The following is a 22,247-nucleotide window of genomic DNA, read 5'->3' on the forward strand; positions in this document are numbered from 1 at the left end:
CTGGTCCCGCCCGGCTTGTCACCACACTCGATTACTGCGCAACCTTTCGACGTTCACCCTGAATTGAACGTTGATCTTCTCGCTGGCGTGTGCCGTTCTGGCCGGTTTCACGCTAACGTAGCCTTTTCGGTACAACCTGTCGTGAGCCGGGCGCCTTCGCATGTGTCGACATCGCTCATGCGCCGTCAATCAGGCATTCGATCCCGGCAATCCGCTTTCCCCGGCCGACCGTGGCACTGCGCCCGCCATCGGACCGGGCGCAGTCACGGCGCGGTTTGTCAGGCGACTTCGGACAATTCGGGCGCCTCCTCTTCCTGGTATTGCCTGACGCGTGCGCGGAACGTTTCCGACAGCGGCACGGTCGACTCCGTCACGTAGTCGTAAGCGACGTGCGTCGACGCGCCGCGCGCGATCACGGTCTTGGCGTCGTCCGCGAGCGTGATCAGGTATTCGAGGTCGAAGCTCTTCGTGCCGAGGCGCGTGATTCGCGCGCTCAACTCGAGCGTTTCCCCCCATTTCGCGGAACGGACGTATTCGCACGACGTCTTCAGCATGATCTGCGGAATGCCCTGATCGAGCGGCACCTCCAGCAGTTCATGCGCGTAAGCCATGTATGCATTCAGCATGTACACGTAATACATCGTCGCGCTGACGTGGCCGGCGGGATCCTGGTCGCGATACGTGACGTCGAATGTCTGGGTGAAGGCTCGGGTCATCTTGGCACCTGTGGGGTTGAGGTTGTACCCGCCGGACTGCCCGGCGGGTCGGGTCAAGCAAACGTTGAATGCCCGATGGCATTCGCGCATCGCGCGAAAGCGTGCGGTGCGATACCGGACGGGCCGGGGCATGCGCGCTACGACAGCACGCGCTGATCCAGATATGGCTTCCCGCCATGCGCATGCACGATCGAGCCGCCGCGCATCTCGACGATCGGCAACTCGGCGAGGGCATTGACGACGTGCGCCATCGTCGGCAGGTCCGACCAGCTCGCGACGTTGAAGCGCACGCGCGCATCTCCGACGTGCCGCCGGTCGACCGTGACGTACGGGTCGTGAACCGGCGTCAGCGTGACCTGGCACAGCTCGGTCTCGCCCCAGTCGCCGGTGCGCGGCGTGTACTTCAGCATCAAGGTGCCGTCGGACCGGGCCGGCGGCGTGTCGGCGACCGGCTCGCGCAATCCCGTCACGCCAAGCTCGAGAAAGCGAAAGCCCATCCAGCTCGCTTCGCAATGCTGTTCGCCGTTGAACTGCCGCGGCGCCGCGACGTCCGCATACAGCTTCGGATGACCGATCTCGTCACGGCCGGTGATGATCGGATCCGCGAGGTTTTCCCATACCGCCGCGAGAAACTTTCCGGCAGCGCGGTCGCGCGTTCCCGCAAAGATCGCGGGCCAGCTCACGTGAACCATCGTGTAGCCGCGTCCGGCGAGCCAGTCGATGCCGGTCAGGTAGTGGAACTCGACGGTCACGACGGGCTCGCCAGCGAGCGTGAAACGTTCCGGAAGATGCCGTTCCAGCCGGGTCGCGTCGGTGAGAAACGACGCGGATACCGTCATGCGCGTCGGATTGCGGTGCGGGTCGACCGCGAGCGCGTCCGGCACCTGCCGGGGGCCCGGCGCCGGTCCGAAGTGAGTGGGCATTCGATAGATGCGGCCCTTCTCGAACGTGTAAGCCAACGAACACCTCCTTCGTCTATACGCGGGCCGGTTGCCGTGTACGGCCGACCCGCGCGTCGCGTTACCGATGGGATGCCAGACCCGCGCCGGCATAGATGATTTGCAGCTCCCCCTGGATTTCGCGCATGAGATTGCCCGAACTCGCGTTCTGCGGAAGGTTCTGCAGGCGGAACAGCACGAACGGCTCGGTGCCCGACGGGTTACCGATCGCGTGATAGCTCCAGGCGGGCACGAACACGGTGTCGCCCGGCACGAGCCGCTCGTGCGTCTGGTCTTCGCCGAACGCCATTTCTCCGGATCCCGAATGAACGATGTACAGATGCCAGAATGAATGGCGATGCCGCTCCGTCATCTCGCCGGGCTTCAGTACCTGGATGACGAGCGACAGTTCGGGGGCGACCGTCCCGTGCTCGTCCACTCTGCCGCCGGACAGCGCAAGCGTGCCCTGCGGGTTATGCGGGCGGCTGCGCGTCATTGATTCGATCGACTGCCACTTCCAGACCACCGGGTCGGCCGGGGGTTTCGACGTCAGTTCGAGATATTCCGAGAACGAGAGAATGTCGCCTTCGATCGTCTGCATGGTTACTCCTTGTTGTACGCAGGGTGGGATGAACAGGTATCCGGATGGGCATCGCGGAACGCCGCGAGCTGCATGCATGCGTCATGAATGCGCGATACGGTCGGATACGGCGTGATATCGACGTTGACGTTGCGGGCCGAGACGATTTGCGGCACCAGCGCGAGGTCCGCGAGCGACGGCCGATCGCCGTGACAGAATCGCCCTGTCTCGTCGCTGCCGGCGAGCATCGCCTCGAGTGCATCCATGCTCGTGGTGATCCAGTGCTGCTTCCAGCGGAGCACCACGCCGTCGTCGCAGCCGGTCACCTCTTTCAGGTACTGGGCGACACGCATGGCCGTGATCGGGTGGGTGTCCGCCGCGACCGTCTGGAACAGCGCCCGCACGCGCGCGCGCTCCTGCGTGCCGGCTGGCAGCAGCGGCGGGTCCGGATATTCGTCGTCGAGATACTCGACGATCGCCGACGACTGGGTCAGCACGCGGTCGCCGATCCGCAGCGCAGGCAGCAGGCCTTGCGGATTGATCGACAGATACGGATCGGCGCGGTGGGCGCGCGCATCGAGATCCTGAACGACCGTCGTATAGGCGACGCCCTTCAGATTGAGCGCGATACGCACCCGGAACGAGGCGGACGAGCGGTGGAAATCGTGCAGGGTCAGCATATTCAGTTGCCCTCCAGCGCCGCTGTCAACGCGGCTTCAGGTGCGGCCGCGAGCGAATCGCGCGCCGCGGTCGTGTCGTCGCCCGGCACGCCGATGCGAGCCGGGCCGGTGGCCTGTTCGGCCGCGATCATGTCGAGCAGTTCGAGCACGCAGCGCTCGGCATCGCGCGTCTGCCGCGACGCGATGCCCGGACGCGGCAGCGCATGCGTGTAGAAGTGCGCGCCTTCGACGGGAAAGCCGATGGCCCAGAGGCGCGACTGCGCTTCGCCGTCGCGGCCGAGCGGATGCATACCCGTATCGACGTCGAGTCCGCCCGGGTGGTAGTCGCCGTTCCGGTACGGGCGGACGATGCCGCGGCCGAGCAGCGCGGTCGAGAGCGGCGAACCGTCGGTGACGGGCGAATACGGATCGAGCCGCGCGACGACGAGCACGTCCGCGTAGCGGCGCTCCACCCGCTCGCCGTAGTGCGCCTCGATGCGGAAATGCGCGCACGTCTCGTCGGCGACGAGCCGCGCGCCGGGGCCGCCGGCGATGTCGAGCAAGCCGGCGCGGTGCAGTGCGAGGTGCTCGCGGTTGCGCCGCAACGGCGGGCCGAACGACACGCGGTTCGTGATGGCGTTGAATTCGTCGACGAAGTAGCGATGCGAATCGGGCGTCAGCCCGCCGTATTCGACGGCCGCGCGCAACGCGTCGCGCGTATCGCGCAGCACGTCGGTCGCCGCCTTGACCGGGCTCGTCAGGTTGCCGAGCAGCGCGTGATGCAGGTCGTCGCGCATGAGCGTGAAAAAGAACGTGTGGAATGCGTCGAAGGATTCGAACCTTCGGCCCTCGAGCGGCCACAGAATCTGGCCAATCGCATGCAGCTCATCGGCGTTCGGCTCGAACCCGTCGGCATCGACGTTGCCGCCTTGCAGCGCGAGCCGGTACGCGTAAGCCATTTCCTTGATGATCAGCGGCAGCACGTCTGCGCGGAAATCGATCCGGCTGTCGCCCGTCGTATCCAGCGCAGCCGCACGCAATGCCGCCACCGCGTCCGGCGTGAAGAAGCGCGGGCGGTGGCGGCCCGTCAGCCCCTTCTGGTTGATCCCGCGCGCGGCGAACGGCAGGCAGTTGCGGGAGAACAGCAGGATCTGCGGTTCGAGCCCCGATTTCTCATATTCGAGTTCGCCATCGCGTTCGACGTAGCGTCCGCCTCGGCCGATCGTCAGCGCGGACACGACATCGTGTGCGGTGAGGCCGAACCCCTGTATGGCGACAGTCGCGGTAGGGGCGATATCGTTCAGCGTCTCGATCGGGTATGGCGACGGCACGTACGCGAGCTGCGCGTTGTTGACCTGATGCCGCTCCGCGAACTGCGCGAGGCGCTGGTCGCTCTCGGTCGGCCGGCGCGTGCCGTGGCCCGTCGTCAGGAACACGTAGTGCGCAAAGGCCGGCGCACTGTCGTCGACATGCAGTTCGTAGCCGCGGTTGGCCGGCACGAGATCGACCACTCGGGCACGGCGATGCGTCACCGCGACGCTGCGCGGCAGCGCCGCGACGATCCGTGCATAAACCCAGGACAGGTATTCGCCGAGCAGGCTGCGCGGCAAATGGTCGGCATCATTGAGCGGGCGGCCCGCATCGACCGACGCCCTCCGGAACGCGCCGTCGACGTAGCGATATCCGCTGTCATGCGCCCATTCGACGAGCGACGGCGCGCCGTGCCGGCCCAGCTCGCTCGACGGCGCGAACATCGTCACTTGCGACGCGACGGTGTTGATCATCAAGTGATCCGGCTGGCTCGACGGATGCGCGCCCTGCCCGCATTCGCCGGCGTCGAACACCGTGATGTCCAGCGCGACGCCGGCCGGAATATTGCGCGCGTGCTCGACGAGGCGCTCGAGCACGGTGACGCCGCGCGGCCCCAGGCCAATGATCGCAATCGAAATCGTGTTCGTCATTGCGTTTCTCCCGTTTCGAGTTGAACGTCGGCCGATGCTGTCGCCGGGTTCGATGCCGCCACGCGCGACGCGTCGACGGCGAGGTGCGCGTCGCTCAGGGGCGACGCGTGCAGCGCCACGATGTCCGGATGTCCGTTCCAGCGCGGGAAGCGCTGGCGCACCGCCGGATCGTGGCCGGGAATGATGTGGTCGGGGCCGTCCGCCAGCGCTTCGATCGCCGCATGCCCGTCGAGCATGCGCGCGACGTTGAAGACGATCGGGAACGGGCGCTTCGAGCGGATGTGGTCCCAGTAGTGCGCGGCGTCGCTGGCCAGCACCACATGGCCGCGCGCCGTGCGCACCCGCACCACCTGCAGGCCGGCCGTGTGGCCGCCGATCAGATGCGTATGGATGCCGGATGCCACCGCGTGATCGCCGTCGGCGAATCGCACGCGGCCTGCGTGCAGCCGTTCGATCGCCGCGCACACGTCACGCGCCTCGAACGGCTTGCGAATCGCTTCGTGACACATGCAGCGCCCGGTGCAGTACGCCATCTCCGCATCCTGGATATGCAGCGTCGCCGCAGGAAACGCGCGAATGTTCCCCGCGTGGTCGTAGTGCATGTGCGTGATGATCACGTCGTCCACGTCGGCCGCGTCGATGCCGAGCTCGCCCAGCAGTTCCACCGGCGAATGCAGATAGCGACGCTTGCGCCGGGCGGCGGTCGACGCGTCGAACCCCGTGTCGACCAACACCGTGTGGCCCATGCCGCGAATCACCCAGACATAGAAGTCGAGCGGCATGGAGATGTCGTCGTGCGGATCGTCGCCGAGATAGTTCTCGCCGCTGCGCCGATCGTCGTGTGTCGCGTAACGCAGCGCAAAGACTTCGTACTCCGCGCTGTCCTGATCGAGAAGGCCGCTCATTCCACGGCCTCCAGCAAATCGGGGCGCACGGCATCGTGACGCGCCACGGCGATGGTCCGGCCCGATCCGCCAGTGCCCGCCTCCATCGCCGCCAGTTCGTCCTGGAAGAAGAAGGTCTTTTCGCCGAATGCGGGGACGAGCTCGTCGAACCAGGTCGCGTTCGGATCGAACTTCGCATAGAACGGCCGGCGCACCCATTCCGGGTTGCGGGCCTGCAGCAGTTGCAGCGCGAACACCTTCTCGCCGGCCAGCTCGACGATGCCGTCGACCATCACCTTGCCCGGGAACGCGCTCATCGATGGGCCGCGCACGGTGCGGGCGAGGCCCGATATCGAGCGGTAGGCGGCCTGGAAAATCTCGTAGGCGCGTGCGAGCGGCAGCTTGAAATAGTCGCTGGGCCCGGTGTCGCGTTCGACGAACATGTAGTACGGGATCGCGCCGAGCCGCACGCCCGTCGTCCAGAGCTCGGCCCAGGCGGCCGGATCCTCGTTGATGTGCCGGATCAGCGGCGCCTGGATGCGCACGGTCGCGCCGGTGCCGATGATGCGTCGCAAGGCTCGCTGCGCGATCGGATGCTGCAGTTCGCGCGGATGGTTGTAATGGCCCATGATCGCGAGATTGCGCCCGGACGCCACCACCTTTTCGAATACGCGCAGCAGGTCGTCCGAGTCCTTGTCGCTCACGAAGCGCTGCGGCCAATAGGCGACCGATTTCGTGCCGATCCGGATGTTCTGCACATGGTCGAACTCCGGCGCGAGCAGCGGCTCGAGGTACTCGCCGAGCGCGCGGGCACTCATCACGAGCGGATCGCCGCCCGTCACGAGAATGTCGGTGACTTCAGGATGACGCCGCAGATAGGCGGTGAGCTCCTGCGACGAACGCGCGTCGAACTTGAGCTCGTCCATGCCGACGAACTGCGGCCAGCGGAAGCAGAACGTGCAATACGCGTGGCAGGATTGCCCCGCACTCGGAAAGAACAGCACCGTCTCGCGATACTTGTGCTGCAGGCCGCTTAACGGCACGCCGTCGAGATAGGGCACGTTGTGGGTCAGTTGCCCGGCGGGATGCGGATTCATCCGCAGGCGGATCTGGCGGACGACGGCGTCGATGCGCGCTTCGTCGGCACCGTCCCGGACGAGATCGCGGATCGCCGCATACTCGTCGTCCTTCAGCATGTCGCGGTGCGGGAACGTCAGCCGGTAGATCGGGTCGTCGGGAACCTTGTCCCAGTCGATCAGCTCGTTCAGCACATAGGGATTGACTCGAAACGGCAGTACGCGCGAGACGACGTCGACGGCTTCCTGAAGCTCGCTCGGCAACAGCTGCCATTGCGGCGATTGGGAAACCGTGTGCCTCGTATACGGCTTGAACTTCCACATCTGATCCTGACTCATGACGGCCCTCTCAAACAGATTAGATTTATGAATGTGACGACATCGAACTCAATTTCCTGGTGATAAAGGTGATGCAGTAAGTACAGCGAAACAACGAACGCAAATCGAAAGCGACGAAACGGCGTGATGCATTGCCGTTCTTCGCCGGTGTTTCAGGACACGGCGCTTACATCGAGCGGCGCGCTGGTCTTCGCCTTGATCTCGCCGACGCTCACGCCGTCTGCGAGTTCGAGCACCTTCAGGCCGTGCGGCGTCACTTCGATCACACCGAGATCGGTGATGATCAGGTCGACCACGCCGACACCCGTCAGCGGCAGGTTGCATTCGTCGAGAATCTTGTGCTGGTCGCCCTTCGCGACGTGCTCCATCAGCACGACGACGCGCTTCACGCCCGCGACGAGATCCATTGCGCCGCCCATCCCTTTGATCATCTTGCCCGGGATCATCCAGTTCGCGAGGTCGCCCGTCTTGCTGACCTGCATCGCGCCGAGGATCGCGAGGTTGATGTGGCACCCGCGAATCATCGCGAACGAATCGGCCGACGAGAAGATCGACGAGCCCGGCAGCGTCGTGACGGTCTGCTTGCCGGCGTTGATGAGGTCGGCGTCGACTTCGTCCTCGGTCGGCGACGGGCCGATGCCGAGCAGGCCGTTCTCCGACTGCAGCCACACCTCGACGCCTTCCGGCACGTGGTTCGCGACGAGCGTCGGCAGGCCGATGCCGAGGTTCACGTAGAAGCCGTCCTGCAGTTCCTTCGCCGCGCGCGCGGCCATCTGGTCACGATTCCAGGCCATGTCAGTCTCCTTTCGCGCGTACGACGCGTTGTTCGATGCGTTTCTCGGGCGTCGCGTTCAGCACGATGCGCTGAACGAAAATGCCCGGCGTGTGGACTTGGTCCGGATCGAGCGTGCCGTTCTCGACGATCTCCTCGACTTCCACGACGGTGATCTTGCCCGCCATCGCGCACATCGGGTTGAAGTTGCGCGCGGTGCGGCGATAGATCAGGTTGCCGGACTTGTCGGCCTTCCACGCCTTCACGAGCGCGACGTCGGCCGTCAGCGACGGCTCGAGCACGTAGTGGCGATCGCCGAACTGGCGCGTTTCCTTGCCTTCCGCGATCACGGTGCCGTAGCCGGTGTTCGTGAAGAAGGCGGGAATGCCGGCGCCGCCCGCGCGCAGCTTCTCGGCGAGCGTGCCCTGCGGCGTGAATTCGAGCTCGAGTTCGCCGGCCAGGTACTGGCGCTCGAACTCCTTGTTCTCGCCGACGTACGACGAGATCATCTTCTTGATCTGGCGCGTTTCCAGCAGCAGGCCGAGACCGAAGCCGTCGACGCCCGCGTTGTTGCTGATGCAGGTGATGCCCTTGACGGCCGAATCGCGCAACGCGCCGATCAGCGCCTCGGGAATCCCGCACAGGCCGAAGCCGCCGATCGCGAAGGTCTGGCCGTCGCGCACGATGTCCCGGAGCGCTGAAGCGGCGCTCGAATAAAGTTTGCTCATACGTAATCCTTATTGAGATTCGCGCCCGTCAGGCGCGAATCTCCGGTGGGGAGAAAACCGATTCAGAGGGAGGACGTCGCGCGGTCAGACTTCGGCCACACTTTCGGGAAGGGAATGATCTGCGGTTGCTCGGTTGAACAGGAAGCCTTCGTAATCGCGTTCGATGATGCCGTCGCATACGGCGATATAGGAATCGAATCCCTCGAGATCGAGCAGGACGGCGCGCGGCTTGCCCGGCACGTTTGCGCCGACGTACCAGGAGTTGCTCTGATGGATCAGCGTCTTCTCGGCGATCGCCTGGATGCGTGCCGTCCACGCTTCCTGCGCCGCGCGAGTCGGCTCGACGGTAGCCGCATCGTGGTGCTTGGCGCGCTCGATCAGCTTCATCACGAGGTCGACCTGGTGCTCGTCGCACGGCACCGCGCTGCTCAGCGAGGCGGTGCTGCCGGGGCCCGCGATGTTGAAGAGGTTGGGGAACGCCGCACTCATGAGCCCCAGATACGTGTGCGGACCGCTCTTCCACGCGCTGCGCAGCGATTCGCCGTGACGCCCGCGAATGTCCACGTTCAGCAGCGCGCCCGTCACCGCATCGAAGCCGGTTGCGAACACGATCATGTCGAGCTCGATCTCGCGGCCGCCCGCGACGATGCCGTTGCGGGTGATCGACTCGATCGGCGTTTCCTTCAGGTCGATCAGCGACACGTTGTCGCGATTGAAGGTTTCGAAATAGCCGCTGTCGGCGCACAGGCGCTTCGTCAGGATCGGATGGCCGCTCGGCGTGAGCTTGTCGGCCAGCACGGGATCGTCGATCTTCTCGCGGATCTTCGCGCGAACGAACGCCGTGAGCGTGTCGTTCGCCTCCTTGTTCGTCAGCAGATCGTTATACGACGTGTAGAAACACAGCCCGCCCGCGGCCCAGCGCGCTTCGTATTCGCGCAGGCGTTCTTCCGGCGTGACGGACAGCGCGGAAATCCGCAGCGGTTGACGTGGTTCGCCGCCGACACAGACGAAGCCGCCAGGCGATTGCCATTCCATGCGGCGCAGTTCCGCGTAGTTCGCCTTCATTTGCTGCTCGTATTCCGCGTCCATTGGGCGGTTGCGCAGCGGGATGCTGTAGTTCGGCGTGCGCTGGAACACGGTGACGTGAGCGGCCGATTGCGCGGCCACCGGAATGAACTGAATCGCCGACGAACCGGTGCCGATCACGCCGATGCGCTTGCCCGCAAGGTCGACCGTGCCGGCCGGCCAGCGCGACGTGAAGTAGGTTTCGCCGGCGAAGCTGCCGTACCCGGGGACGTCCGGCACCTTCGGCGCGGACAGGCAGCCAGTCGCCATCACGCAGTAGCGGGCGTGCAGTCGTTCGCCGGCGTGAGTGACGAGCGTCCAGCGGGCGCGCGATTCGTCGAACGTCGCGGCATCGATCCGCGTGCCGAGCCGGATGTGTTCATAGAGCCCGAAGCGATGCGCGACGTGATCGAAATAGCGCAGCAGTTCGGGCTGCGATGCATAGCGTTCCGTCCAGCGCCATTCCTGTTCGAGTTCGCTCGAAAACGAGTACGAATACTCGAAGCTCTCGATGTCGACGCGTGCGCCGGGATAGCGATTCCAGAACCAGGTACCGCCGATGCCGTCGGCCGCGTCGACGAGCCGTACGGACAGGCCGGCTTCCTTGGCCCGATGCAGCATGTACAGGCCGGCTACGCCGGCGCCGACGATGACCATATCGAATGCGGCGTCCTCGTCACTTGATGCGATGTTCACCATGTCAGTCCTTCAATATGAAGTGTTGCTGGATTGATCGGGTACTTCCGTTTCGATACAGGGAGAGCATGCGCCGGCCTGGAACCCGGTTGGCGCCCGGCCCGCATCGCCGCAGCGATGCGCGCACCGGGAAAACACACATCAGTCGTAGGCGCGCGAGCCGACGGACACGATCGGCACGGACCACTTTCGGCCATACGCCAGCATCATCACGAAGCTGAGGACGAAACTCAGGCCGCCGACCATCAGCAGGCCGAGCTCGCCGAGCACGGGCAACAGGTTGGTGAGGAAGCCCGTCACGACCCAGGCGATCGCCATCACTGAGCCGGCGACGCCGAGCGCCCAGCCCTGCCGGTCCTCGCTCACCGCGTCCGAATACGCGGTGTACATGGTGGTGTATGCAACCATGTCGAAGCAGCCGACCACCATGCCGAGCACCCAGAGCGTGTTCTCGTGCGGAAACAGCGCCGACAGCACTTGCCCGATGCCCGCGATCAAGAGGCCCGTCTTCGCGATGTCGACCACGCTCCAGATTTTCAGCATCAGCCGCACGATCACCATCAGCCCGAACACGAAAGATATGCCGATCAGACCGCTGAACAGGCCGAGCTGCGAGCTGGTGTAATGAAATTTCGTCTGCAGCACCAGCATGATCGTCTGCAGATACAGCCCGTAGCCGACCTGCATCAGGAAGAACACGATCGACAGGAACGCGACGCGGCGGTGCGTGCCGGCCTGGTAGATGATCCGCAGCGGCATCAGCAGGTCCACTCGCGTGTTGCCGGTCGGCGCGACCGCGTTGCGATATGACCAGAACGTCCAGAGCCCGCAGACGACCGACAGCGCGGCGACCAGCAGGAACGGCGTGCCGTAGTTGAAGAACGGCGCGATCGTGCGGTCCGACGTGACGCCGCCGAGCACGGGGCCGACGATGACGCCCGCGCTGAACGCGATCGACATGATGCTCATGTTGTACGCCTTGGTTTCCGGCGTGCTCATGTCCGTGATCGCTGCCTGCGCGATCCCCTGGCAACCGGCCATCAGCCCGCTCAGGCCGCGTCCGATTAACAGCAGCGCGATACTCGGCAGCAGCGCGCCGACCGCCATCAGGAAGTAGCTGAGCGCCAGGCCGAACACGCACAGCAGCAGGATCTTCCGCCGACCGTAGCCGTCGGACAGCTCACCCATCAGCGAAGAGCCGAAGAACATGCAGAACGGATAGACGCCGTACCCGAGCCCCAGGTAGAAATTGCGGAGGTGCGGACTCGTGTCGGCCCCGATGATGCCCGATTGGGGGTCGGAGAAAATCGCCGCCATGATCGGGTACACGAGCCCGAATCCCATCGCGTCGATCGCAATGGCGAGCAGGCATGGACCCAGTAGTTTGATGTTGAGTTTGGACATGAATGGCCTCGGTAGTAACGTGACGGCTACAGTAGTCGAAGGCCGGTTTTGCGAGTAGAGACGTATCTGCAATAGAAATTATCGTAGTTACCGATAACCCAGAATTTCCTTTCAGAACTGTAGGGAAAGGCTGATGGCAGTAAGTTCGCGCTCTGCCCGGTCATGGGTCCGCGGATGGGAAATTAAAAGGTTCATCGCGGATTTTCGGCGGGAGCGCCGGGGGAGGAGCGTCGGCGTTCAGTCAGAAGCGGTCAATTGATTGATCGCATCGAAAGCCGACTTCAGGCGCCGGAATACGACACCACGCTGTCATGCGGACGAATTCCACCACATTCGCATGTGGCACAATCGACGCCGCTCTGTCGAAACAGAAAAACGGGCAATGACAAAACTGATTCGATTCCGGGTTCGGCCCGTCTACCACGGTAGCGATCTTCTGGTCGAGATACTCGAAGACCATCGCACTGTCGACTTTCCCAACGTCGCTGCGATCCTCCAAGAAGCTCTCCATTCCGTCCAAGTGCCGCATCCAGACGGCCTTGATGATCCAGGAATCGCCTTATCGCAGGACCACTATTTCAGCTATTGGAAATATGCTCGCGGCTACTATGAAATAGACGACGATATCTGGGGACTCTTCGTGACCGCCTCAATCGACAACGCGTCCATAGTCGCGGACGTCGAACGGGCACTCCTGTTGACGGGGAAGTTCGTCAAAGAAGAAGCAGATTTCGGCAAGTTCAAGTGAGTCAACGGGATCCGGGGACGCTCACGCAACAACGGCGAACACCAGCACCGCACCTGATGCATCGAGCGCGCGATGGGCGCCGAGATGAATCGCATCTGCCCTACCCGTCGCGCCGGCCCAAGCCGCCCGGCGAGCCCAACGAGCGCCACAGCGCCAGCGGCAAATCCCCCCACTTCCTGATTTCGGTCAACCGTCTCTCGCACGTTCGGGCTGTAATCGAATTACCGTCCCGTCGACTCCGCTGAGGCGCTCCATGAAACTGACTTTTCTCGGCGCGACCGAAACCGTGACCGGCTCGAAGTACCTGGTCGAGCACGGCAGCCGGCGCGTGCTGGTCGATTGCGGCCTGTTCCAGGGTACGAAGAACCTGCGGCTGCGCAACTGGCAGCCGCTGCCGCTCGCGCCCGACACGCTGGACGCGGTCGTGCTCACCCACGCGCATCTCGATCACTCCGGCTATCTTCCGGTGCTGGTGCGCGAAGGCTATCGCGGGCCGGTGTACTGCACGGCGGCCACGGCCGAGCTCTGCGACATCATGCTGCGCGACAGCGCGCGCCTGCTGGAAGAGGAAGCCGACTTCGCAAACCGGCACGATTATTCGAAGCATCGGCCGGCGCAGCCGCTTTACACGCTGGACGACGCGCAGCGCGCGCTACACCTGCTGAAGCCCGTTGCGTACGACGAATGCACGGCGCTGGGCGGCGGCGGCCTGTCGTTCCGGATGCTGCCGGCCGGGCACATCCTTGGCGCGGCGAGCGTCGTGATGCACTGGGATCACAAGGTGCTGGCCTTCTCCGGCGACCTCGGCCGGTATCACGACCCGATCATGCAGCCGCCGCGGCCGCCCGCGCATGCGGACTACGTCGTCGTCGAATCGACGTACGGCGACCGGCTGCACCCGGCGTCGGATCCCGAGAACGAGCTGGCCGCGATGTTCGACAAGACCTTCGCGCGCGGCGGGGTCGTCGTGATGCCTTGCTTCACCGTCGGCCGCACGCAGGAAATCCTGTACTACATCGCACGGCTGAAGGCATCCGGCCGCATGGCGCACGTCCCGGTCTTCCTGGATAGTCCGATGGCGACGAACGCGACCGAGATCTATCGCCACCATATCCTCGAACATCGCCTGACCGTCTCCGAAGCGAACACGCTCGGCCATGCGGCGACGATGGTCCGCTCGGTCGACCAGTCGAAGGCGATCGCCGAACACCATGGCCCGATGGTCATCATCGCCGGCAGCGGGATGGCGACCGGCGGACGCGTGCTGCATCACCTGAGCCGCTATGCGCCCGATGCGCGCAACACGATCGCGCTGGTCGGCTACCAGGCCACCGGCACGCGCGGCGCGGCGCTGGCCGCGCACGAGCCAACGCTGAAGATTCACGGCGAGTACGTCCGCCTGCGTGCGCAGGTCGAGTCGATCACGGCGCTCTCGGCCCATGCCGACTACGAAGAGATCCTCACGTGGCTCGGCACGATGCAGTGCGCCCCCGTCCGGACCTTCATCACGCATGGCGAACCGGCTGCCGCGGACGCGTTGCGGCGGCGTATTGCGGAGCGCCTGCAGTGGCCATGCGAGGTGCCGGCTTACGAGCAATGCGTCGATCTGGACGAAGTCGCATCGGGCGGCGCGCGGGGATCCGCGATGCTTTCGTCATAACTGACGGCAATGCGGCGAATCGCGGAATGCGCGTGACGGGAAGTAGATGCTCGCGCGCCCCCTCACCGCCCGTTCGCGAACAACTGAACCACGACGCCGCGCAGCCAGCGATTCCCTGCTTCGTGGTGATATCGCGAGTGCCAGTGCTGTCGAACCGCAAAGCCTTCGACCTCGATCGGACACGCATGCACCGTCAGGTCGTTGGCCTGAGCCAGCGTCTCGCCGATATGGCGCGGCAGCGTCGTGATCAGGTCCGTGCTCTGGATGATCGCGCCCAAACCCAGAAACCCCGGCAGCCCCAGCACGACCTGACGCTCGATGCGCTCCCGCATCAGCGCCTGGTCGAGAAGCTGCGCGCCCGTGCCGGCCGTAATGGCCACGTGCCCTTCCGACCGGTACTGTTTGACGCCGAGGCGCCCGCGAATCCTCGGATGATGGCGATTGGCCAGGCACACCCAGTCCTGGTCGTACAGTTTCTGCTGGTAGATGCCTCCGCCGAGCCACGGCACATAGCCGATCGCGAGATCGGCTTCGCCCGACTCGAGCGCCCGTTCCGTGTTGCCGTCGATCCTCGCCGCCTCCAGCCGCACGCCCGGCGCCTGCGCGCGAACGTGTGCGAGAAGCCGCGGCAGCAGCGTGACATGGCTCGCATCGGTCATGCAGATGCGAAACCGGCGCTGGGCAGTCGCCGGGTCGAACGCGATCTCCCAGGCCGCGAAGCGCCGCAACGATTCGAGGATTTCCCGGCACGGGCCGATGAGCGCGTCGGCCTGAGGCGTCGGCGCCATGCCGCCGGGCGTTCGAATGAACAGCGGATCGTGAAGGTGTTCGCGCAAGCGCCCGAGCCAGATGCTGACCGTCGGCTGGCTCTGCCCGAGTTGCTCGGCCACGCGGGTGACGCTGCGCGCGTCGTACAGCAAATCGAAAAGCTGGAGCAGCTTCAGGTCGGGAAGATCGGTCGGAATCATCGCATTATTGTCCATCGCAATAACGTCATTGTAGTCATTGCATTGTCAGCATGACGGGCAACTTCTATCGTGCAGCGATACGTCAACCCTGCATGACATCGGAGAAACCCATGAAGATTGCAATGCTGGGCGCCGGCGCGCTGGGCTGCGCGATTGGCGCCGCCCTGACCGAAGGCGGCCACGAGACCTGGCTGATCGCCCGCTCGCCGTCGCACGTCGGCGCGATGTGCCGCGACGGCCTTCAGGTCGACGACACGAGCGGATCACGGCGCGTCCGCGTCCGCGCGACGACGCAGGCGGACGACGTCGGCGTGGCGGATCTGGTGATCGTGCTGGTCAAGTCGTTCCACACCGACGCGGCCATGCGCGGCGCGCAGGGGCTGATCGGGCCCGATACGCTCGTGCTGTCGCTGCAGAACGGCCTCGGGCACGAGGACATCCTCGCCGACGTCGTCGGCCGCGAGCGCGTGCTCGCGGGCAAAACCTACGTCGGCGGCGTGCGGCGCGGCGACGCGCACATCGAATCGGGCGTGGCCGGCAAGCTCACCTTCATCGGCGAACTCGACGGCCGCATCACGCCGCGCGTCCAGGCGATCGCCGATGCGTTCAATGCCGCGGGCCTCGCGACGACCGTCAGCGACAACATCGTCGGCACGATGTGGGACAAGCTGCTGGTCAACGTCGCCACGGGCGCGCTCACCGGCATCACCGGCCTGACCTACGGGCAGCTCTACGGCGAGCCGCTGCTGAAGTCCACGTCGCTCGCGGCCGTCGCCGAAGCGATCGGGGTCGCGCAAGCGGCCGGCGTCAGGTTGTCGATGACGAACCCCGAGCAGGCCTGGACGCTCGCCGCGGAGGGCCTGCCAGCCGCGTTCAAGACATCGATGCTGCAAAGCCTGGAGAGAGGGACGATGACCGAAATCGACTTCATCAACGGATCGGTCGTGCGCTGGGGACAGCGATACGGCGTGCCCACGCCGGTCAACGCGACGCTGGTCGCATGCATCAAGGGAATCGAGCGCGCGATGACCGATCGCCAGGCAAAGGAGATAACCGCATGAGCGCCACTAAAGCCTATCTGGAGCACGTCGCCATCTGGGTGAAGGACATCCATTGGCATATCCGCTTCTTCGAGGACGTGCTCGGCATGACGATGCGCGAAGTGGACGGCACCGTCGATGCGCCGCGGCAGTACTGGACGCTCGGCGGCCTGCAGTTCATCCATGCGCCGGGCTGGGACGGCCCCGAGGGCCGGCTCGGTCATCTCGGCGTGATGTGCGAGGACCTGGAAGCCGCGCTGGCCGCGGCGCAAGCGTACGGCGTGACCGACCTGCCGCAGGGGCGCAACTGGCTGCGCCTGCCGGACGGCCTGGTCGTCGAGCTCATTCAGGCAACGCCCGCCTCCTGTGTCGCGCAGGCGCTGGCGATCAACCCGCGGACGGAGGCATGACCATGACGATCGTCGAAAAATACTGGGACGATGCCCGCGAGGGCGACTCCTGCACGAGTCCGACCTACACGGTCACCCAGGCGCGCATCCTCGCTTACGCCGATCTCACCGGCGACCACACGCCGGTGCACGTCGACGAGGCATACGCGAACGCGAGCCACTTCGGCTGCCTCGTCGCGCACGGGCTGTTCGGGCTGTCGATCGCCGACGGCCTCAAGACGCAGAGCGACTACCGTTTCCTGCCGGGCATGTCGCTCGGCTGGACCTGGGACTTCCTGCTGCCGATCAAGGTGAACGACGTGCTGCACGTGACGTTCCGCGTCGGCTCGATGCGGGCGAGCAAGAGCCGTCCGGGCTGGGGCATCGTCGTGCTGCCGTCGGAGCTGATCAACCAGGACGGCCAGGTCGTCCAGCGCGGCGAGCATCGACTGATGGTGCCGCGCCGGCCGGGAGCGTTCTGATGCAGGCCCGCCCTCTCGAAGGTATTCGTGTCGTCGACTACAGCCATTTCCTGGCCGGCCCGTATGTCGGGCGCTGCCTCGCGGCGCTCGGCGCCGAAGTGATCAAGGTCGAACGCCCCGGCACCGGCGACGCCGGCCGCCAGCACGCGACGGTACTCGACGACCAGCAAAGCGGCTATTTCCTGCAGCTCAACATGGGCAAGCGCGGCGTCAGCGTGAACATGAAGGACGCGCGCGGCAAGGCATTCATGCAGCGGCTGTGCGACTCCGCGGACGTGTTCATCGAGAACTACCGCCCAGGCGCGCTGGACAAGCTGGGGCTCGGTTATGCGGAGTTGTCGGCCCGCAATCCGGCGCTCGTCTATTGCTCGATCTCGGCCTACGGACATACCGGTCCCGATGCGCATCGCGCGGGCTTCGGGCTGATCGCCGAGGCGAAGAGCGGCATCATGCAGATGGTCGGCACACCGGGCGAGCGGCCGCCGCTGCTGCGGATATCGCTCGGCGACATGTACACCGGCATTCACGCGGTCGCGGCCATCAACGCCGCACTGTTGGGACGCGTGAAGAGCGGCCGCGGACAGCACATCGACATGGCGCTGTACGACACGCTGGTTTCCATGCACGAATACGCGGTCCAGTGCTACACGCTGCAAGGCGTGCTGCCCGAGCAGACCGGCCACGACATGCCGACTTCGACGCTCTACGGCGTGTTTCGCGCGGCGGACGGCGATCTCGTGATCGCCGCGCAGGTCGACGATGCATGGAAACGATTCGCGATCCTGATCGAAGCGCATGGCGGACCGGCCGGCTTCGGCGCCGACACGCGCTTTCACGACAGTGTCGGACGCAACGCGCACCGCGTCGAGATCCTGTCGATCGTCGAGCCGTGGGTGGCCGCCCAGTCCGTCGCGTCGGTGCTCGACCTGCTCGATCGCATCGACGTGCCGTGCGCGAAGGTACAACGCATCGACGAGGTATTGGCGGATCCGCAGATCCAGGCGCGCGGCATGGTTGTCGAGCAGGAGCACCCGCGCTACGGCACGCTGCGCCTGCCGAATCTGCCGTTCCGGTTCTCGGATTGCGATACGACGATTCGCGACGTCGCGCCCGATCTCGGCCAGCACAACGCCGACGTCGCCCGTTCGCTCGGGTTCGAGCCCGCTGAAATCGACGCGATGCAGGCCGATGGTGTTCTCTATTCAAAAGCGAGCCAACGATGACTGACCAGTACGCGGTGATCGGCAACCCGATCGGACACACGAAATCTCCGCTGATCCACGGCATCTTTGCGCAAGCGTCGCGGCAGGACCTGCACTACTCGGCCATCGAAGGGCCGCTCGAGCCGGAAGGCGCGTTCGTCGACGTGGTGCGGGCATTCGCCGCGAGCGGCGGTAAAGGCATCAACATCACCGCGCCGTTCAAGCTTCAGGCATTCGCGATGTCGGACGAGCGCAGCGAGCGCGCGTCGCTCGCCGGCGCGGCCAATGCGCTGAAGTTCGAAGACGGACGCATCCTGGCCGACAACTTCGACGGGATCGGGCTCGTGCGCGATATCGAAATCAATCTCGGCCTGCCGATGGCCGGCAAACGCGTGCTGATGCTCGGCGCGGGGGGCGCGGCGCGCGGCGCGCTGCTGCCGTTCCTCGCGGCCGGCCCCGCCGAGATGGTGATCGCGAATCGCGACGTCGACAAGGCGCGCGCACTGTCCGCGCAGGTCGCCGGACGCGGGCCGCTGGCGGCGTGCGGCTATGCCGATCTCGTCGCGATGGGACGTTTCGATCTGGTGGTGAACGCCACGTCGGCGAGCCTCGCCGGCGATCTGCCGCCCGTCCCGCCGGGCGTGTTCAGCCCGACCGGGGCTGCGTACGAGCTTGCTTACGGCAAGCGGCTCACGCCCTTTCTCCGGCTCGCACGCAATGCCGGCGTGAGCCGCGTCGCGGACGGCGTCGGCATGCTGGTCGAGCAGGCTGCGGAAGCGTTCGCGTGGTGGCGCGGCGTGCGCCCGGAGACGGCTACCGTGATCGAACGACTCACGGTCCCGCTCGATTGAATGCGGTGCGCGAGCGCAGCGCGCGCGCTCGCGCTCCGATTCAATACGGTCAGTGCTGAATACCCCAGCGTCGCACCGTCACACGCTCGAGCGTATCGAACACGAGGTGCTCGACCAGCAGCCCGATCACGATGACGGCCGCGAGGCCCGCGAACACGCGGTCGGTGTACAGCTCGTTGCGGTTCTGGAAGATGTACCAGCCGAGCCCGCCCTGCCCGGCGCTCGCGCCGAACACGAGTTCCGCCGCGATCAGCGTGCGCCACGCGAATGCCCAGCCGACGCGCAGCCCCGACAGGATCGACGGCAGCGCGGCAGGCACCAGGATCAGCGCGATCTGCCGCGCGCCGGTGAGGCCGTAGTTGCGCCCGGCCATCTTCAGCGTGGCCGGCACGCCGGCGAAACCCGTGTACATGCTGAGCGCGAGCGGCCACAGCACCGCGTGCACGAGCACGAACAGCAGGCTGCCGGTGCCGAGCCCGAACCACAGCAGCGCGATCGGCAGCAACGCGATCGACGGCAGCGGATTGAACATCGCCGTGAGCATCGTCAGCACGTCACGGCCGATGCGCGTCGACACCGCAAGCGACGTCAGCACGAACGCGAACACCACGCCGAGCGCATAGCCGCGCAGCAGCACCGACATCGAGACCCCCGTCTTCACGAGCAGTTCGCCCGACGCGATGCCTTGCACGAACGCGGCCTGCGTCGCGCCGACGGTCGGCACGAGCAGATCGTTCGCGACGATACGCGCGACGATTTCCCACGCGGCAATCAGCACGAACGCGACGACGACGCGCCGAAACGCGCTCGCCCCGACGATGCGGCGCACCAGCGGCGCGGGTGCCGCACGTTCGGCGTCGGGCGGCGTGTCGAGCGTGCGCACGTATTCGGCGCGAACGGGCGGCAGCGGCGGCAGAGCCGGATCGATCGTGCTCATGATGCCGTGGCCTCCGTGGTCTCCGTAGTCGATGCGGGATGCGTTCCGCTCGCCACGTCGGTGTCGAACAGCAGATGATGAATCCGCGCGACGCTGTCGCGGAAGTCGCCGCTGCCGATGCTGTCGAGCGAATAGTCGTGGCTGTTGAGCTCCGCGCGCACGCGACCCGGATGCGGCGACAGCAGCAGGATCCGGTTGCCGACAACGAGCGCCTCCTCGATCGAATGCGTGACGAACAGCAGCGTGAAGCGGAATTCGTCCCACAGCCGCAGCAGCTCTTCCTGCATCTTGCGGCGCGTGAGCGCGTCGAGCGCGGCGAACGGTTCGTCCATCAACAGCACGCGCGGCTGCATCGCCAGCGCCCGCGCGATCGCGACGCGCTGCTTCATCCCGCCGGACAGCGTATGCGGATACGCATCGGCGAAGGCCCCAAGCCCGACCTTGTCGAGATAGTGCAGCGCACGCTCGCGTGCTTCGGCGCGCGACAGCTTCGCGGCCGCGCGCAACGGAAACGCGACGTTCTCGACGACCGTCTTCCACGGCGGCAACTGATCGAACTCCTGGAACACGACGATGCGGTCGGGGCCCGGCCCGTGCACGGGCTGGCCATCGAGCGCGATCGAACCCGACACGGGCTCGATGAAGCCGGCGATCGCCTTCAGCAGCGTGGACTTGCCGCACCCCGACGGGCCCAGCAGCACGAAACGGTCACTGCCGTACACGTCGAAGCTGACCTGATGGGTCGCGCGGACGATCCGCGCACCGTTGCGGTATTCGAGGCTCACGCGATCGATCGCGAGCAGGCGCTCGCTGTGCGCGCCTGCCGGTGCGGCCTGCGGCGCGGGCCGGCTCGCCGCGCGTGCGTCGATGGCGGGATGGGCGGCCGGCGCGGCCGCGCCGCGCGCCGCATACGGCGGCAAACCGATTCGGGCAGAAGTGGCGTTCACGATCGAAACTCTTGGCGGGAAAGCATCAACATACGGCGGCGCGGCGCGCGACCCAACCAACGATTGCGCATATCGAAACCGCGTCGACGCATAAGCATCGATCGCGACGTCGCAACACCATCGCTCAACTGCCGCCGGCCGTCGCCGGATCGTCGAAGAAGTAGTCGCGCCACGACTTCGGCTCGTTGCGGATCGCACCGGTGCGGTACATGAACTGCGCGAGCTTCATCGTGTTCTGCGGAGCCGTCTTGAACTGCACCTGCGGATTGCGCAGGATCTTCAGCAGCAATGCGCGATCGATCTTCGACCCGTTCACGCGGATATAGGTGTCGGCCGCGCGCTCGGGATCGGCGGCGATCTGGCGGGCCGCGTCGGCGAGCGCGGCGACGAACGCGCGGTACGTCTTCGGGTTGTCGTCGCGGAATTTCCCGGTCGCGTACAGCACCGTCGCGGAACTCGGGCCGCCGAGCACGTCGTAGGAATTCAGCACGATGTGCGCGTTCGGATTGCCCGCGAGTTCCTGCTCCTGGAATGGCGGATTGCCGAAGTGGCCGGTGATCATGTTGCTGTTCGCGAGGATCGCGGCCGTCGCATCGGGATGCGGGATCGCCTGGGTCAGCGGATCGAGCTTGTCGAACTGCTTGTCGCCCCACTGCTTCGCGGCCGCGTACTGCAGCACACGCGACTGCACCGACACGCCGACAGCCGGCACCGCGATGCGGTCCTTCGCGCCCAGGTCGGCGATCGTCTTCACGTTCGGGTTGCTGCTGACGAGGTAATACGGAAAATTGCCGAGCGACGCGACGCCCTTCACGTTCTGCCGGCCGCGCGTGCGATCCCACACGGTCAGCAGCGGCCCGACGCCCGCGCCGGCGATATCGACCGCGCCCGACAGCAACGCGTCGTTCACAGCCGCCCCGCCCGACAGCCGCACCCAGTCGACCTTGATGTCGATGCCCGCCTTGCGCCCTTCCTTCTCGATCAGTTGCTGGTCGCGCGCGACGTTCAGCATCAGGTAGACGACGCCGAACTGCTCGGCGATGCGGATGCGGCCTTCCGCGTGCGCGGCTTGCGGCGTGCCGGCGGCGGCGAATGCCAGCGCGGCGGTGAGCGTGGTGGCCAGCGCGCGGCGCGCGAGCCGGGTCGTGCGGCGCAGTGCCGGCGAAAACGGAAACGACATCGGAACTCCAGTCAGGATGGGGGCA

At 65.7% G+C, this 22,247-nt stretch carries 22 protein-coding genes; 7 read left to right on the plus strand and 15 right to left on the minus strand.

What is annotated here, in order from left to right; translation table 11 throughout:
• Positions 1-278: 278 nt before the first annotated feature.
• From ABIC50_RS13535 to ABIC50_RS13585, 11 genes are all read right to left on the minus strand, one after another.
• On the minus strand, positions 279-716 hold the full coding sequence (locus tag ABIC50_RS13535; protein ID WP_354164560.1) for an acyl-CoA thioesterase: 438 nt from the start codon (positions 714-716) through the stop codon (positions 279-281).
• Between the two features lie 137 nt (positions 717-853).
• Positions 854-1,675 (minus strand): acetoacetate decarboxylase family protein, encoded by an 822-nt coding sequence (locus ABIC50_RS13540; RefSeq protein ID WP_354164563.1) that lies wholly within the window; start codon positions 1,673-1,675, stop codon positions 854-856.
• 61 nt (positions 1,676-1,736) lie between these two features.
• Positions 1,737-2,255 (minus strand): cupin domain-containing protein, encoded by a 519-nt coding sequence (locus ABIC50_RS13545; protein WP_006756721.1) that lies wholly within the window; start codon positions 2,253-2,255, stop codon positions 1,737-1,739.
• Between the two features lie 2 nt (positions 2,256-2,257).
• Positions 2,258-2,914 (minus strand): maleylacetoacetate isomerase, encoded by a 657-nt coding sequence (maiA, locus tag ABIC50_RS13550; protein ID WP_354164566.1) that lies wholly within the window; start codon positions 2,912-2,914, stop codon positions 2,258-2,260.
• A 2-nt stretch (positions 2,915-2,916) separates the two neighbouring features.
• A complete protein-coding gene (locus tag ABIC50_RS13555) occupies positions 2,917-4,854 on the minus strand; it encodes an FAD/NAD(P)-binding protein (protein WP_354164569.1) in 1,938 nt (645 codons plus the stop codon).
• Complete coding sequence (locus ABIC50_RS13560) at positions 4,851-5,759, minus strand: N-acyl homoserine lactonase family protein (RefSeq protein ID WP_354164575.1); 909 nt, start codon at positions 5,757-5,759, stop codon at positions 4,851-4,853. The genes ABIC50_RS13555 and ABIC50_RS13560 overlap by 4 nt, the downstream gene beginning before the upstream one ends.
• Positions 5,756-7,153 carry a KamA family radical SAM protein gene (locus ABIC50_RS13565; protein WP_354164578.1) on the minus strand — a complete coding sequence of 466 codons (1,398 nt, stop codon included), beginning with the start codon at positions 7,151-7,153 and terminating at the stop codon, positions 5,756-5,758. Before ABIC50_RS13565 ends, ABIC50_RS13560 begins: the two co-directional genes overlap by 4 nt.
• Before the next feature lie 152 nt (positions 7,154-7,305).
• A complete protein-coding gene (locus ABIC50_RS13570; RefSeq protein WP_354164580.1) occupies positions 7,306-7,947 on the minus strand; it encodes a CoA transferase subunit B in 642 nt (213 codons plus the stop codon).
• Between the two features lies 1 nt (position 7,948).
• A complete protein-coding gene (locus ABIC50_RS13575; protein WP_165754562.1) occupies positions 7,949-8,653 on the minus strand; it encodes a CoA transferase subunit A in 705 nt (234 codons plus the stop codon).
• A gap of 84 nt (positions 8,654-8,737) precedes the next feature.
• The gene (locus ABIC50_RS13580; RefSeq protein ID WP_354164583.1) at positions 8,738-10,417 is read right to left on the minus strand and encodes a flavin-containing monooxygenase; all 1,680 of its coding nucleotides are present in this window, start codon (positions 10,415-10,417) and stop codon (positions 8,738-8,740) included.
• A 138-nt stretch (positions 10,418-10,555) separates the two neighbouring features.
• A complete protein-coding gene (locus tag ABIC50_RS13585) occupies positions 10,556-11,818 on the minus strand; it encodes an MFS transporter (RefSeq protein ID WP_165754564.1) in 1,263 nt (420 codons plus the stop codon).
• A 382-nt stretch (positions 11,819-12,200) separates the two neighbouring features.
• Between ABIC50_RS13585 and ABIC50_RS13590 the strand changes: the two genes are divergently transcribed.
• Positions 12,201-12,566, plus strand: a complete 366-nt coding sequence (locus tag ABIC50_RS13590; RefSeq protein WP_175734191.1) for a hypothetical protein — start codon at positions 12,201-12,203, stop codon at positions 12,564-12,566.
• A gap of 253 nt (positions 12,567-12,819) precedes the next feature.
• A complete protein-coding gene (locus tag ABIC50_RS13595) occupies positions 12,820-14,226 on the plus strand; it encodes an MBL fold metallo-hydrolase RNA specificity domain-containing protein (RefSeq protein WP_354164586.1) in 1,407 nt (468 codons plus the stop codon).
• Positions 14,227-14,288: 62 nt separating this feature from the next.
• Here ABIC50_RS13595 and ABIC50_RS13600 read toward each other — a convergent pair whose 3' ends face one another.
• The gene (locus ABIC50_RS13600) at positions 14,289-15,209 is read right to left on the minus strand and encodes a LysR family transcriptional regulator (RefSeq protein WP_175661275.1); all 921 of its coding nucleotides are present in this window, start codon (positions 15,207-15,209) and stop codon (positions 14,289-14,291) included.
• Positions 15,210-15,304: 95 nt separating this feature from the next.
• Here ABIC50_RS13600 and ABIC50_RS13605 point away from each other — a divergent pair, with 95 nt between their 5' ends.
• From ABIC50_RS13605 to aroE, 5 genes are read left to right on the plus strand one after another with little or no spacing between them, the layout of a single operon-like run.
• Positions 15,305-16,255, plus strand: coding sequence for a ketopantoate reductase family protein (locus ABIC50_RS13605; protein WP_354164589.1), 951 nt, complete (start codon positions 15,305-15,307; stop codon positions 16,253-16,255).
• On the plus strand, positions 16,252-16,644 hold the full coding sequence (locus ABIC50_RS13610) for a VOC family protein (RefSeq protein ID WP_105830673.1): 393 nt from the start codon (positions 16,252-16,254) through the stop codon (positions 16,642-16,644). The genes ABIC50_RS13605 and ABIC50_RS13610 overlap by 4 nt, the downstream gene beginning before the upstream one ends.
• Before the next feature lie 2 nt (positions 16,645-16,646).
• A complete protein-coding gene (locus tag ABIC50_RS13615; RefSeq protein ID WP_126224816.1) occupies positions 16,647-17,105 on the plus strand; it encodes a MaoC family dehydratase in 459 nt (152 codons plus the stop codon).
• The gene (locus ABIC50_RS13620) at positions 17,105-18,328 is read left to right on the plus strand and encodes a CaiB/BaiF CoA transferase family protein (RefSeq protein WP_354164591.1); all 1,224 of its coding nucleotides are present in this window, start codon (positions 17,105-17,107) and stop codon (positions 18,326-18,328) included. The genes ABIC50_RS13615 and ABIC50_RS13620 overlap by 1 nt, the downstream gene beginning before the upstream one ends.
• Positions 18,325-19,158, plus strand: a complete 834-nt coding sequence (gene aroE, locus ABIC50_RS13625) for a shikimate dehydrogenase (protein ID WP_354164593.1) — start codon at positions 18,325-18,327, stop codon at positions 19,156-19,158. Before ABIC50_RS13620 ends, aroE begins: the two co-directional genes overlap by 4 nt.
• A 49-nt stretch (positions 19,159-19,207) precedes the next feature.
• Here the strand turns inward: aroE and ABIC50_RS13630 are convergent, their stop codons facing one another.
• The 3 genes from ABIC50_RS13630 to ABIC50_RS13640 all read right to left on the minus strand — a co-directional run bounded on the left by ABIC50_RS13630 (position 19,208) and on the right by ABIC50_RS13640 (position 22,222).
• Positions 19,208-20,095: an ABC transporter permease gene (locus tag ABIC50_RS13630; RefSeq protein ID WP_354164595.1), complete on the minus strand. Its 888-nt coding sequence runs from the start codon at positions 20,093-20,095 to the stop codon at positions 19,208-19,210.
• Positions 20,092-21,042 carry an ATP-binding cassette domain-containing protein gene (locus ABIC50_RS13635; RefSeq protein WP_494178969.1) on the minus strand — a complete coding sequence of 317 codons (951 nt, stop codon included), beginning with the start codon at positions 21,040-21,042 and terminating at the stop codon, positions 20,092-20,094. Before ABIC50_RS13635 ends, ABIC50_RS13630 begins: the two co-directional genes overlap by 4 nt.
• Positions 21,043-21,166: 124 nt before the next feature.
• Positions 21,167-22,222 carry an ABC transporter substrate-binding protein gene (locus ABIC50_RS13640; protein ID WP_354164601.1) on the minus strand — a complete coding sequence of 352 codons (1,056 nt, stop codon included), beginning with the start codon at positions 22,220-22,222 and terminating at the stop codon, positions 21,167-21,169.
• Positions 22,223-22,247: the final 25 nt, after the last annotated feature.

Source organism: Burkholderia sp. 567 (assembly GCF_040545115.1).
Taxonomy (GTDB): Bacteria; Pseudomonadota; Gammaproteobacteria; order Burkholderiales; family Burkholderiaceae; genus Burkholderia; species Burkholderia ambifaria.